Source organism: Clostridium carnis (assembly GCF_054657435.1).
Genome location: NZ_BAAHYS010000001.1, coordinates 1,759,943 through 1,772,500, shown reverse-complemented (window position 1 = coordinate 1,772,500; position 12,558 = coordinate 1,759,943). Strand labels below are relative to the sequence as shown.

Annotated in this window: 10 protein-coding genes, 21 tRNA genes and 1 rRNA gene (1 of these 32 running past the window's edge); 3 read left to right on the top strand and 29 right to left on the bottom strand. The window is 31.1% G+C overall.

Annotation, left to right across the window (positions count from 1 at the left end):
• Positions 1-79: ribosomal RNA gene (locus ACYQ1T_RS08525) — 16S ribosomal RNA — on the bottom strand (it extends 1,435 nt beyond the left edge of the window).
• Between the two features lie 557 nt (positions 80-636).
• Here ACYQ1T_RS08525 and ACYQ1T_RS08520 point away from each other — a divergent pair.
• Positions 637-713 (top strand) — tRNA-Arg (locus ACYQ1T_RS08520).
• 333 nt (positions 714-1,046) lie between these two features.
• On the opposite strand, the gene ACYQ1T_RS08515 is transcribed toward ACYQ1T_RS08520, so the two are convergent.
• The 25 genes from ACYQ1T_RS08515 to rph all read right to left on the bottom strand — a co-directional run bounded on the left by ACYQ1T_RS08515 (position 1,047) and on the right by rph (position 6,413).
• Entirely contained in the window at positions 1,047-1,667 is a 621-nt protein-coding gene (locus tag ACYQ1T_RS08515) for a copper homeostasis protein CutC (RefSeq protein ID WP_459833930.1), read from the bottom strand.
• Positions 1,668-1,906: 239 nt separating this feature from the next.
• Positions 1,907-2,362, bottom strand: coding sequence for an IS200/IS605 family transposase (gene tnpA / locus ACYQ1T_RS08510; protein ID WP_459831012.1), 456 nt, complete (start codon positions 2,360-2,362; stop codon positions 1,907-1,909).
• A gap of 172 nt (positions 2,363-2,534) precedes the next feature.
• Positions 2,535-2,608, bottom strand: a tRNA-Gly gene (locus ACYQ1T_RS08505).
• A gap of 5 nt (positions 2,609-2,613) precedes the next feature.
• Positions 2,614-2,688, bottom strand: a tRNA-Gly gene (locus ACYQ1T_RS08500).
• A gap of 51 nt (positions 2,689-2,739) precedes the next feature.
• Positions 2,740-2,823, bottom strand: a tRNA-Leu gene (locus ACYQ1T_RS08495).
• A gap of 8 nt (positions 2,824-2,831) precedes the next feature.
• Positions 2,832-2,907 (bottom strand) — tRNA-Lys (locus ACYQ1T_RS08490).
• Positions 2,908-2,911: 4 nt separating this feature from the next.
• A tRNA-Gln gene (locus tag ACYQ1T_RS08485) sits at positions 2,912-2,986 on the bottom strand.
• A gap of 5 nt (positions 2,987-2,991) precedes the next feature.
• Positions 2,992-3,067: transfer RNA gene (locus ACYQ1T_RS08480), tRNA-His, on the bottom strand.
• 6 nt (positions 3,068-3,073) lie between these two features.
• A tRNA-Lys gene (locus ACYQ1T_RS08475) sits at positions 3,074-3,149 on the bottom strand.
• Positions 3,150-3,154: 5 nt separating this feature from the next.
• Positions 3,155-3,231: transfer RNA gene (locus ACYQ1T_RS08470), tRNA-Arg, on the bottom strand.
• A gap of 28 nt (positions 3,232-3,259) precedes the next feature.
• Positions 3,260-3,333, bottom strand: a tRNA-Gly gene (locus tag ACYQ1T_RS08465).
• A gap of 5 nt (positions 3,334-3,338) precedes the next feature.
• A tRNA-Gly gene (locus ACYQ1T_RS08460) sits at positions 3,339-3,413 on the bottom strand.
• Between the two features lie 51 nt (positions 3,414-3,464).
• A tRNA-Leu gene (locus ACYQ1T_RS08455) sits at positions 3,465-3,548 on the bottom strand.
• Between the two features lie 8 nt (positions 3,549-3,556).
• A tRNA-Lys gene (locus tag ACYQ1T_RS08450) sits at positions 3,557-3,632 on the bottom strand.
• Between the two features lie 4 nt (positions 3,633-3,636).
• Positions 3,637-3,711: transfer RNA gene (locus ACYQ1T_RS08445), tRNA-Gln, on the bottom strand.
• A 5-nt stretch (positions 3,712-3,716) separates the two neighbouring features.
• A tRNA-His gene (locus tag ACYQ1T_RS08440) sits at positions 3,717-3,792 on the bottom strand.
• Between the two features lie 6 nt (positions 3,793-3,798).
• Positions 3,799-3,875, bottom strand: a tRNA-Arg gene (locus ACYQ1T_RS08435).
• A 29-nt stretch (positions 3,876-3,904) separates the two neighbouring features.
• Positions 3,905-3,978 (bottom strand) — tRNA-Gly (locus tag ACYQ1T_RS08430).
• A gap of 19 nt (positions 3,979-3,997) precedes the next feature.
• Positions 3,998-4,073: transfer RNA gene (locus ACYQ1T_RS08425), tRNA-Pro, on the bottom strand.
• A 4-nt stretch (positions 4,074-4,077) separates the two neighbouring features.
• Positions 4,078-4,154 (bottom strand) — tRNA-Arg (locus tag ACYQ1T_RS08420).
• Positions 4,155-4,235: 81 nt separating this feature from the next.
• Positions 4,236-4,309, bottom strand: a tRNA-Gly gene (locus tag ACYQ1T_RS08415).
• An 18-nt stretch (positions 4,310-4,327) separates the two neighbouring features.
• Positions 4,328-4,403, bottom strand: a tRNA-Pro gene (locus tag ACYQ1T_RS08410).
• Between the two features lie 162 nt (positions 4,404-4,565).
• Positions 4,566-5,045: a metallophosphoesterase gene (locus tag ACYQ1T_RS08405; protein WP_459833928.1), complete on the bottom strand. Its 480-nt coding sequence runs from the start codon at positions 5,043-5,045 to the stop codon at positions 4,566-4,568.
• Between the two features lie 9 nt (positions 5,046-5,054).
• Positions 5,055-5,666 (bottom strand): XTP/dITP diphosphatase, encoded by a 612-nt coding sequence (locus ACYQ1T_RS08400; protein WP_459833926.1) that lies wholly within the window; start codon positions 5,664-5,666, stop codon positions 5,055-5,057.
• The gene (gene rph, locus ACYQ1T_RS08395; RefSeq protein ID WP_459833924.1) at positions 5,667-6,413 is read right to left on the bottom strand and encodes a ribonuclease PH; all 747 of its coding nucleotides are present in this window, start codon (positions 6,411-6,413) and stop codon (positions 5,667-5,669) included. It lies immediately after the preceding gene.
• 126 nt (positions 6,414-6,539) lie between these two features.
• On the opposite strand from rph, the gene ACYQ1T_RS08390 reads away from it, so the two are divergent.
• A complete protein-coding gene (locus tag ACYQ1T_RS08390; RefSeq protein WP_459833922.1) occupies positions 6,540-8,096 on the top strand; it encodes a hypothetical protein in 1,557 nt (518 codons plus the stop codon).
• A 37-nt stretch (positions 8,097-8,133) separates the two neighbouring features.
• On the opposite strand, the gene ACYQ1T_RS08385 is transcribed toward ACYQ1T_RS08390, so the two are convergent.
• Positions 8,134-9,633, bottom strand: a complete 1,500-nt coding sequence (locus ACYQ1T_RS08385; RefSeq protein WP_459833920.1) for an ABC transporter substrate-binding protein — start codon at positions 9,631-9,633, stop codon at positions 8,134-8,136.
• 158 nt (positions 9,634-9,791) lie between these two features.
• Here ACYQ1T_RS08385 and ACYQ1T_RS08380 point away from each other — a divergent pair, with 158 nt between their 5' ends.
• Positions 9,792-10,094: a hypothetical protein gene (locus ACYQ1T_RS08380; protein WP_459833918.1), complete on the top strand. Its 303-nt coding sequence runs from the start codon at positions 9,792-9,794 to the stop codon at positions 10,092-10,094.
• Between the two features lie 152 nt (positions 10,095-10,246).
• Here the strand turns inward: ACYQ1T_RS08380 and ACYQ1T_RS08375 are convergent, their stop codons facing one another.
• Together ACYQ1T_RS08375 and ligA are read right to left on the bottom strand one after the other, a co-directional pair.
• A complete protein-coding gene (locus tag ACYQ1T_RS08375) occupies positions 10,247-10,534 on the bottom strand; it encodes a hypothetical protein (protein ID WP_459833916.1) in 288 nt (95 codons plus the stop codon).
• A 4-nt stretch (positions 10,535-10,538) separates the two neighbouring features.
• A complete protein-coding gene (gene ligA, locus ACYQ1T_RS08370; protein WP_459833914.1) occupies positions 10,539-12,530 on the bottom strand; it encodes an NAD-dependent DNA ligase LigA in 1,992 nt (663 codons plus the stop codon).
• Positions 12,531-12,558: the final 28 nt, after the last annotated feature.

Here is a 12,558-nt window from a genome sequence, read left to right as displayed (position 1 = left end):
GAAACTCCCCTCGCTCGACTTGCATGTGTTAGGCACGCCGCCAGCGTTCGTCCTGAGCCAGGATCAAACTCTCACTAAAAAGTTTAATCTGCTTGCTCAAATTACTTTGAGTCTTAATTTTAAGACTTTCAAAAGAATTGCTGGTTATACTTAACTTTTATTCTGTTCAATTTTCAAAGATCTTGCCGCTCAAGCGACTTCTTTATGTTACCACCTTAAGAATTTCTTGTCAACATTTTTTTTAATGTTTTTGTCAATTTCTGAGGAAGTTCTTTTCCTCTCTTAAGGACAAGGACTATTCTATCATAGGATTTTATCTATACTTATAATTATAATCCAAAATTATAAAAATATTCTTCTATTACTTATAAATTTCTCCTTTTTTCTCTTTTTTTCTACTATTGATACACTGGGACAAGTTTAAGGTATTTACATTGTATATTTACCTAAATATGTATTTACATACTTCTATTTATTTCAAACTATATAGTAAAGTAATGTATTTACCATAAATGTAATAATAACAAGTAATGCTTAAGAATATAAATAACTGGTAAATTTCATATTTCAGTATTATAATATAAGCGTAGTTTATTTATAACAATTCTACGTTTATATTAATAATATTAATTTTAAGCATCTATAGCTCAGTTGGATAGAGCGTTGGACTTCGAATCCAGTGGTCGGGGGTTCAAATCCCTCTAGGTGCACCATATAAATGCTTTGTTTTTGCAAAGCATTTTTTATTTATTAAATTATATCAATATATAAATTGTGGATAACTTAATCATCTTTTAAAACTAGATAGTTAGCTTAAAGAATAAAAAATGAGGTAAACTACATATGCCGCAGTTTTTCATAAGACAATCTTTGTAAATTCCACATACGTAAAAAAAATCGACAGTCTCAAAGTAGCTTTTATCGATTTCCCCTTAACTTTTATCTGTCTGCTTATTTAATATGTTTGTCTATCTTTATATATACTTTGTAAATAAATTAAATTTGTTACTACATATAGTATATATATTTTTAATGATTTACTAAAACTAAAAAAGATTTCCAACTATTTTAGTTCCATGTATTTCTTTAGCACCTGTTCTTTCGATTACCACTTCCCTATTTTCTACATTAATTCCTGCTCCCGGCATTATAATTATTCTATCTTTTGCATAATCTATTAATTCCCTTAATTTCTCTAGATTCTCTAATGCTGATATCTTTCCACCTTTAGTTAAAATTCTATCTATACCTAAATCTACTAATTGATCTATAGCTTCTTTTTTATTTTCTATTTCATCAAATGCCATATGAAAGGTAATTTTTAAGTCTCCAACTATTTCTTTTGCCTTAATTATAAAATCTTTATCTATTTTACCTTCTTCTGTTAATGCTCCAATTACAACAGCATTAACTTTTAAATCTCTGCATATTTTTAAATCTGAATACATTATTTCTTTTTCGTCTTTACTATATATAAAATTTCCACCTCTAGGTCTAATTATTACATTTATAGGTATGTTAATTAACTCAACTGTTTTCTTTATTGTTCCATAACTAGGGGTAGTACCTCCTTGCATTAAATTGTCACATAATTCTATTCTATTTGCACCTTTTTTCTCTGCTTCTAATGCTTCTATATAATTTCCAGTACAAGCTTCAAACAACATTTAATCTATCTCCTAACTAACTATTAACAAAATTCTGAATTTTATCCACAATAAAATACATTTTATATTATCTATTGTGGATACTTTTTTGCTTTTTCCATTAATAACTTTTATTTATTTTATTTTATAAAAATAAAAATCCACCAGCTTAGCTGGTGGTATTTCCTAAGCCCTATAAGGGCCTCTTACCTGCATTGCGCCTTAAGGCGCTTAAATTGGTTCGCCAGCCGCATACTATGTTACTTGCTACCCTTAAAAGGGTCCATATATTCTTTCATACTTATTTGATCTGAAATCATATCTTCTTTTTCTTGATTTCTTATATATTCTTCAATTGCCTTTCTATTTCTTCCTACTGTATCCACATAAAATCCACGACACCAAAAATGTCTATTTCCATACTTATACTTCAAGTTTGCAAATCTTTCAAAAATCATAAGACTACTTTTTCCTTTTAAAAATCCTACAAAGCCTGATACACTCATCTTTGGTGGTATCTCAACCAACATATGTATATGATCAACGCATACATGCGCCTCGATTATAGTTACACCTTTCCACTCACATAACTGTCTTAATATTTTACCTATTTCTTTTTTCTTTTCTCCATATAGCTCTTTCCTCCTATACTTAGGCGCGAATACTATATGATATTTACAATTCCATTTTGTATGTGATAAACTATTACTATCCATTACGGATGCCTCCTTTGGTTATTAAATTTGGCTGTCGAACCTAGTTTAATTATACCAAAGGAGGTTTTTATTTCCTACTGACCGCTAAAGCTTTTCGGAACTCACCTGCATAGCAGGTGGTTTTCATTAAACAATAAAATAAAGACAACTAAAATTAGTTGTCTTTATAATTTGGAGCGGGTGATGAGAATCGAACTCACGTAACTTGCTTGGAAGGCAAGGGCTCTACCATTGAGCTACACCCGCATATTTGGAGCGAAAGACGAGACTCGAACTCGCAACATTCACCTTGGCAAGGTGACGCTCTACCATTGAGCCACTTCCGCATATTTTCTTATCCGACTTTAGGATGATAAGTTTCCTTTTAGCAATATATATGGTGCAGATGAAGGGAGTCGAACCCCCACGCCAATGGCGCTAGATCCTAAGTCTAGTGCGTCTGCCAATTCCGCCACATCTGCATATATATTGGTGGCTTACCCGGGAATCGAACCCGGTACACCTTGATTAAAAGTCAAGTGCTCTACCGATTGAGCTAGTAAACCAAGTTGGCTGGGATAGCAGGATTTGAACCTACGAATACCGCAGTCAAAGTGCGGTGCCTTACCGCTTGGCGATATCCCAGCATATGGGGTGAACGATGGGACTCGAACCCACGACAACCAGTGCCACAAACTGGCGCTCTACCAACTGAACTACGTTCACCAAATCTGGTGCGTCATCAGGGATTCGAACCCGGGACACCCTGATTAAGAGTCAGGTGCTCTACCAACTGAGCTAATAACGCGTAAATGGTGCGTGTTAAGAGATTCGAACTCCTGGCCCACGCCTTAGAAGGGCGTTGCTCTATCCAGCTGAGCTAAACACGCATATACATTTAAAACAATAAATTGTTTATGGAGCGGGTGATGAGAATCGAACTCACGTAACTTGCTTGGAAGGCAAGGGCTCTACCATTGAGCTACACCCGCATATTTGGAGCGAAAGACGAGACTCGAACTCGCAACATTCACCTTGGCAAGGTGACGCTCTACCATTGAGCCACTTCCGCATATTTTCTTATCCTACTTCAGGATGATAAGTCTCCTTTTAGCAATATATATGGTGCAGATGAAGGGAGTCGAACCCCCACGCCAATGGCGCTAGATCCTAAGTCTAGTGCGTCTGCCAATTCCGCCACATCTGCATATATATTGGTGGCTTACCCGGGAATCGAACCCGGTACACCTTGATTAAAAGTCAAGTGCTCTACCGATTGAGCTAGTAAACCAAGTTGGCTGGGATAGCAGGATTTGAACCTACGAATACCGCAGTCAAAGTGCGGTGCCTTACCGCTTGGCGATATCCCAGCATATGGGGTGAACGATGGGACTCGAACCCACGACAACCAGTGCCACAAACTGGCGCTCTACCAACTGAACTACGTTCACCATACATGGTGCGTGTTAAGAGATTCGAACTCCTGGCCCACGCCTTAGAAGGGCGTTGCTCTATCCAGCTGAGCTAAACACGCATATACATTTAAAACAATAAATTGTTTTATGGAGCGGGTGATGAGAATCGAACTCACGTAACTTGCTTGGAAGGCAAGGGCTCTACCATTGAGCTACACCCGCATATTATGTTGTTTTAAAGTGGTCGGGGTGACAGGGATCGAACCTGCGACCTCATGGTCCCAAACCACGCGCGCTCCCATCTGCGCTACACCCCGATGGTGGTGCGTGTTAAGAGATTCGAACTCCTGGCCCACGCCTTAGAAGGGCGTTGCTCTATCCAGCTGAGCTAAACACGCATATCTTTGTTCTTTCAAAGAACATTAATTATTTTATATCATTTACTCTCTCTTGTCAACATAATTTTAAAAAAGTTTTAATGGAGCGGGTGATGAGAATCGAACTCACGTAACTTGCTTGGAAGGCAAGGGCTCTACCATTGAGCTACACCCGCATATTATGTTGATTTAAGTGGTCGGGGTGACAGGGATTGAACCTGCGACCTCATGGTCCCAAACCACGCGCGCTCCCATCTGCGCTACACCCCGAAGAGTTTTGCTGACATCTCTCAGCGACAATGTTTATTCTACATTAGGAATAGCTATACGTCAATAGCTTTTTTAAATTTTTATGTAAACTCTTAAAATCTAAAGTTATTTAAAGATATTTAAAAATAATGTCGCTTTTTGACGTATAATTATTTCTACTTGTTATACTATTTCTATTATTTTAGCTTTTGCTTTTTCACCATAACAAATTTCTAGTAAACCAATACTCTTTTTATTTCGCCCATATGGTAGTGATACACTTCCAGGATTCATTAATATAGTATTATCACTTTCAATCACTATAGATTTATGTGAATGACCAAATAAAATTATATCAGCTGAAACTTCTTTTCCTTTATAAAATATTGTATTATACTCATTCTTTACATTGTAAAGATGCCCATGGCAAATAAATATACGCTTTCCTTCTACTTCTATAATTCTCTCTAAAGGATACTTAGGAGAAATATCACAGTTTCCCTTGACAGCATATACTTCTCCATTAAAGCCGCTAGTTATTTTTTCTAAATCAGTTGCTCCATCTCCACAATGTAATACCATATCTACATCATTAAGATATTTTTTTATACATTCTACTGCTGATATATCATAATGCGAATCACTTAGTACAGTAATTTTCATAATCTCCTCCTATAAATACTCTTTTATTATATCCTTTAACTTTTTTAAAGCTACTCCTCTATGAGATATTAAATTTTTCTCTTCTGAAGTTGCTTCACCAAATGATTTATTTAATGGTGGATAGAAAAATAATGGATCATATCCAAAGCCACCTTTTCCACTAATATTTTCTAATATGTATCCTTCTACATATCCTGTAACTTTATTGTATATATTATTATTATCAATTAGCGCTAATTGGCATACAAACCTTGCATTTCTATTTTCTTTAGAAACACCCCTTAGCTTTTCTAGTAATTTTTCATTATTCTTTTTATCATCTCCATGATTTCCTGCATATCTAGCAGAATATACACCTGGTTCACCATTTAAATACTCAACCTCTAGTCCAGAATCATCTGATAATACAATAAAATTATCTTCTCCTTTAGATAATAAAAAATTGCATATTTCTTGTGCTTTCTTTCTAGCATTTTCTTCAAAAGTATCTCCATCTTCTATAACATCTATATCTATATTTTCATCTTTAAGTGATACTACTTCTAATGATAATCCATCTAATATTTTTTTTATTTCCTTTATCTTTCCCGTATTATTGCTTGCTATAACTAATTTTTTCATTTATCTCTCTCCAGTTCCAATCCAAAGTGCATCCATTTTTAAAGTATCTTTTTGAATTTGTATCATTTGCTTTATTCCTTTTTCAGCTAAATCAAGTAACTCATTTAGTTCACTTCTTTTAAATGGTGCTTCTTCTCCTGTACCTTGAATTTCTATAAACTCTCCTTCATCAGTCCCTATAACATTCATATCAACTTTTGCTTTTGAGTCCTCTTCATAACAAAGATCTATCACCTTTTCATTATTTACGATTCCAACACTAGTTGCACTTACAAAATTTCTTATTGGATATACTTTAAAAGGTTTTTCTTTATGAAGTTTGTTTACAGCGTCTACTAACGCTACAAAAGCTCCTGTAATAGAAGTTGTTCTAGTTCCCCCGTCGGCTTGTATTACGTCACAGTCTATCCAAATTGTTTTTTCTCCTAATGCTTTTAAATCCATAACAGATCTTAAAGCTCTACCTATTAGCCTTTGTATCTCCATTGTTCTTCCATCAATTTTTAGCCTTGCTATATCTCTAGCTTTTCTTGTTCCTGTAGATCTTGGTAGCATATTATATTCAGCTGTTATCCAACCTTCTCCTTGCCCCTTTAAAAAAGGAGGAACCTTATCTTCAATTGAAGCTGTACATATTACCTTTGTATCACCTACTTCAATTAAAACTGATCCCTCTGCATACTTAGTATAATTTCTAGTTATCTTTGTACTTCTAACTTGTTCTTTCTTTCTTCCATCTATTCTCATGATTTTCCCTCCACTTTTTTAATATATATTAAAATTCATGCACTATTTCACCACTAAATTCATATTATTAATATAAGGATTAATTAAGAGGTGAAGAAATTGCGATATATCGGACCATTTTTTAGAATGAATACACTATCTCAAAAGGAAATTAACGGCCAACTTTTTCACTTATCAAAAGAGGCTGTTAGAACCTTAGTTCTTGAGTCAAAATGCGGATTAGCTGCTTCAATTAGGGATTATAAAAAATCGTCTTCTTCAATTGATATTACCACAATTGGTAATTTTTCTCCACTACTATGTATTTATAAAAAATCTTCTCCTAATTATATTCATAGTAAAAATTATAATGGATTTGATGAAGACTCTTTTAAAAAAGATATTATACCAATAACAAACGCATTAATGACTCTTAATATCTTAGAACTTGTAGATTATTATAGAAGTTTTAAGGATATTGATAATTCAATATACTCATATTATGAAATTTATAAAAAACTTTCAAAAGATCAATTAGAATTTTACTCTGAAAATCTTAGAAATAATGAAGGGGTATTTATTGAAAAGAAAAATCTATTAGAAAATAATACAAAAGGCTTTAATTTAGTTGGCAAGGATAAAAAATTTAAATTTTCCGATCAAGCCTTTATGATGGCTGCTTATAATTTATATTCAATAAAATTCCCTGATGATGATATTTCTAAAGACTACAATACCTTTTCTCTAGAAATCCTACAAATGTTTTTAGATTTTAAAGATAAACTCTATGAAAATTCTTTTGAAGAGCTTTGTAAAACTCTTATGGCTATTAACATATTCTATAGTCACTCTAATAATGAAGATGCTAAAATACTAATTATTGATTTGACAGACTTTTTAATTAATAAATTTGATGAAAAAGATTATTATGTTGATGCTTTAGACTTCTCTGCTCTATTTGCTATCAATTTAATGTTATCTTACAAACATACTCAAATGATTACCTTTAACGAAAAATCAAAAGAGATTATGGATAAGCTTTTAACTTTATATGACTCTGATAAAGAGATATTTTTAAAACTTTCAAGTAAAAAGGATATTAAATATTCGAACTTTGATATCACCTTCTATTTGTTAGCCTTTATAATGTATGCAAATGATGATAGTAGGTATAGCGAATATAAACATATGATATCCTCTTTATATAGAAAATATTTCATAAACTCAGGATTAATTTCGAGTTGGCCTGAAGCTCCTACATTAGATGATGCTGAAAGATATAGAGGACTTACATTAAACTCCTCTGATATGCTAGATGAAAGTTTCTTTAGAATGCCAAACCTTTCATCTCCATCTAGTTCTGGTATAGCTCCTATATTTAATAAAAATGTTTCTTATTCTAAGAAGAGAGATTCATTCTCTGCTAGTAGCTCATCTTTTGATAGCTTTAAAAATATGTATATATATCAATTATTAATATTTTTATTTAAAGATGACTATATGAAAGAAACAAAACTTTTAAATATACGGTTGCCATTAAATATTATTCCAGTAGAAGAACAGATAACTATAGAGGAAATCCCGGTAGAATCCAATGATTCTGTTTCTCCTGTAGAACATATAGATACTTTAGAGAATATCGAGGCTTTAGATACATCAAACAAATTAATCTCTCAAAATGAAAATAAAGAAAAAAGTGAGTAATTTAAAACCGTGTTGAAAAAAATCAACACGGTTCTAATTATTTTTGTAACTTTTTAAAATCTATATTTCCATTTCCATCTAATATAATATTTTTTATATTTTTATTTATGGCTATATTATTATTATAGAACAATAATGGTAGTACTTGGTAAGTATTGAATAATTTATCCTCTATAGATATAAATTTTTCTTTTCTCTCTCCTTCAGTTTTTATAGAACCTAACTCTTTCTTATATTCCTTTGGTAAGAAATTTATTAAACTATTATACAAAGAATCTTCTCCAACAACTTTAGATTCTCCTCTTAACAAAGCTATATTGTAGTAGCTTTCTTCATGTAAATTATTCATTTCATCTTTATTCATTAAAGTATAGCTTATATCTATATCTGTATTATTTGAAAACCACTTTTTCAAATACTCGCACATTTCTTTATTTTGAGTGTTTTCCTCTGCTATTAAGACTAACTCTTTTATATGCTTCCATTCTTGAACTTCATTGCTCATAACTTTTCTTGACTGAAGTTTTAAAAGATTCTGTTTATCCTCTCTAAAATAACTTCCTTCTGCAAGTTCTATAAATATATCATTCTGTAATTGATACTCTTCCAGAGCATTATTAATTAATTTATAAATTTCTTTTTTTCCTGCTAAGGGAATACTTTCTGAATTCGGATTGAAAGCTAAATACATAGCTTTATCTGATTCTAAAGTAAGCAATCTATTTTCTTTTTTAAGTCTTGTTAATTGACTTTTAGGTGGATTTATTACAATATCTCTATTTCCAACTTCAAAAGCTGCCATCGCTAATTCTTCACCTGACTCTTCAATCATATGTATTGACTTTACTAAAGATTTATCACTTGTATCATTTCTTTTAAGTAGTATTTCTGTTGTACTAATAGATGAAATACCATATGCTCCTGAATAAACTACATCATCATAGTTATTATTTATATTTTCCCAAAGCAAAACATTATTTCTTAATCTATATTGTGGTGTAGTTAGCTCTTCTACAAATTTATCATCTTTAGAGTTTAATCTAAAAATAACTTTATCATCTTCATAGCGTATTCCTACATCTTTGCTAAAGGTTCCTACTCCATTTCTATATTGTTTAGCTCCATAAACATTTAATAATGCACCTATACTCTCTTCATTTTCTTCTGTTAATATTTCTCTAAAAAAAGTTACAACATCCTTTGATGTTATTTTTCTTCCATCACTCCAATAAATATCTGAACTTATTTTAAAATCATATTCTAACCCATTATCTTTTACTTCTACGCTTTCAGCTAAGGCAGGAACAATACTACCCGTTTTATCTAGTTCTACTAACCCTCTACTTGTTGCACAAACAATATCTTGAATCCTTTTATCTAAGTTGCCTATTGCTTTTAAATTCTTAGGAACAGATGATATTGAATATGTAAATTCTTCTTTACTTGCAGTTGGTTTTATTTGAACTACATCTATAAATCCAAATAGTAAGGCTATTAATAATGCACTAGATACTACTAATATTATTATTTTTTTCATATAGGTATCTCCTTTTCATTATTATCCTCTTAAGTATATCCATATAAATTAACTACTAAACAATAATTTTAATTTTTATAATTCTTAATTTTATAATGGATTAAAAAAATTATTTATGTGTTATAATGAAAATATATTTATTTCGGAGGTTTAGTGAAATGGTATTAGCAGTACAAATTTTTCAAATAATATTTTATTCTATAGGAATACTATTTATGATAGCACTTTCTATTATAGGAATTTGGGGATTCATAATATTTAATAAATCCTATAAAACTTTAAGGATTCATAATTTTTTATTAGATAAGATTAATCAGTCACTACATCAGCTTATACATATAAGCTACAAATCTAATGCTGATATAACACTTGATGAAAACTTTGATGTTGATGATATTATCAATGAAGAAGAATTATTTGATGAAACTCACGATAAGAAAGATAATGTACTTCCATTTTAGTTAATAAACATTAATTATAAGTAAACTTATAATTTAGTTATCTACTATATGAAATTAAAAATATCCCTAGTTATTTTTAGATTAAAAATAACTGGGGATATTTTATTGTTTAGTTTGTAATTAATATATAGTTAAACTCTTTTATATTTTACTTACTTTACTAAATTCATCATGAAAAAAATAAATATTAATGCTATAGAAAAGAAAATTCCTGAATAAATATATTTCTCTTTTCCTCTTCTATATATATAAAATCTTATCCCCCATAATGACATTGTTATTATTATCCCTAGTTGAAGCATAAAATAAGAATTAAACATTTGTCCTAAATACTTAAATTGATATGTAGTTAAAAATGTTCCTATAATTATTAAGCTAGTTATTATGGCTGCAATTGTACATATTATTGTGAATATGTCTTTAAATCTTAGCTTTTCCATATTATTACTCTCCTATCATAACTTCGAACTCTTCCTCTGAAATAACTTTAACACCTAGTTCTTGTGCTTTTTTAAGCTTAGACCCAGCTTCTTCTCCTGCAATAACATAATCTGTCTTTTTACTAACACTTCCAGCTACTTTAGCACCAAATGATTCTAATTTAGCCTTTATATCTCCTCTAGAATATTTTTGTAGTGTTCCTGTTACAACAACAGTTTTACCTTCAAAAGGACTTGATATAATTTCTTTTTCTTCATATATAGGATTAACCCCTAAGCTTATAAGTTCATTAATAGTTTCAATAGCTTTTTCTTCTCTAAAGAATTCTAAAACGCATTTTGCTACAATTTCACCAACGTCAGAAACTTCTATAAGTTCCTCAAAGGTTGCTTTTTTAAATCCTTCTATTGATTTGAATTTATTAACTAAATCTTTTGCTGTTTTAACACCTACATTTGGTATTCCTAGTGCATATATAAATCTATATAACTCACAATTTTTACTCTTCTCTACTGCATCTAATAGATTTTGTGCTTTTTTAGGTCCAAATTTTTCTAATGTTAAAAGCTTATCTTTTTCTAACTTATATAGTTCTGCTATTGATTTAATATCAAGTTTTTCAAAAAGCTGCTCTGCAGTTTTTTCTGAAAATCCTTCTATATTCATTGCATCTCTTGATGCAAAATGAACTATTGTTTTTACCATTTGAGGCTTACAGGATAATGTATTTTCACAGAAATAGTGAACTCCTTGTTTTACTATATGAGCACCACAGGCTGGACAAACTTCTGGTACATTTATCTCTATAGTATCATCTAGATTCTCTTGAACTACTCCCATAATTTCTGGAATAACATCATTAGATCTCCTTACAAATACTTCTGCCCCAATCCTTACACCTTTTCTTCTAATATCGTCTATATTATTTAGTGTTGCTCTTTTTACAGTAACTCCTGCAAGTTCAACAGGCTCTAATATAGCAGTTGGGCCAACTCTCCCACTTCTTCCAACATTCCACTCAACATCTAAAAGCTTTGTAGTTGCTTCTTGAGCTTCAAACTTAAAGGCAATTGCCCATTTAGGAAATTTAATTGTATATCCTAAAAGTTCTCTTGTTCTTATATCATCTATAGCAATAACTACTCCATCAATATCATAATTTAAATCAAATCTTATATTTTCTATATTTTTTACTTCTTTTTCTATATCTTCTATCGTAGTACAAAATTTAATATAACTATCAATTGGAAGACCTTTAGCTTTTATAAAGTCTAACATTTCTTCATAATTTCTAAAAGAATTCCCTTCTTTATAACCTACATCATAGAAAAATGCTGATAAATTTCTTTTAGCTGTTTCTTTAACATTTAAATTTCTTAAAGCCCCAGCTGCACCATTTCTTAAATTTTTAAGTGGCGTATCTGACTCTAAATTGTATTTTTCAAAGGCTTCCGTAGTCATAATAGCCTCTCCATGAACCTCAAATAAATCATCACACTCTATTTTAAGTGGAATAGACTTTATTGTTTTAACTTGAGCCGTTACTTCCTCTCCAACTTCTCCATTTCCTCTAGTTGCCGCTACTTGTAATATTCCTTCTTCATTATAAGTAAGGTTTACTGTTAAACCATCAAATTTTTTTGTAACTACATACCTTAATGGAGGTAAGTTTTCTCCTTTTAAATTCATTTCATCTCTAAACTTTACATTTCTTTTATGCCATTCTCTAAGCTCTTCAAAGGTCTGTGCTTTATCTAAACTCCATAATCTTGCTTTATGAGTATATTTATTAAAGCCTTCAAGAATTCTATCGCCAACTCTTAATGTAGGAGAGTATGGTAAAACATAGTCTTCTTCCTTTTCTAAACTCCTTAATTCGTCATACTTTTTATCGTATTCCTTATCTGTTACTGATGGATTGTCTAAAGCATAATACTCATATGAATATCTATTTAACTCTTCAACTAATTCTTCTATGCGCTCCTTCTTATCCATAACAAGCCACCTCGCTTCTAAAAATACT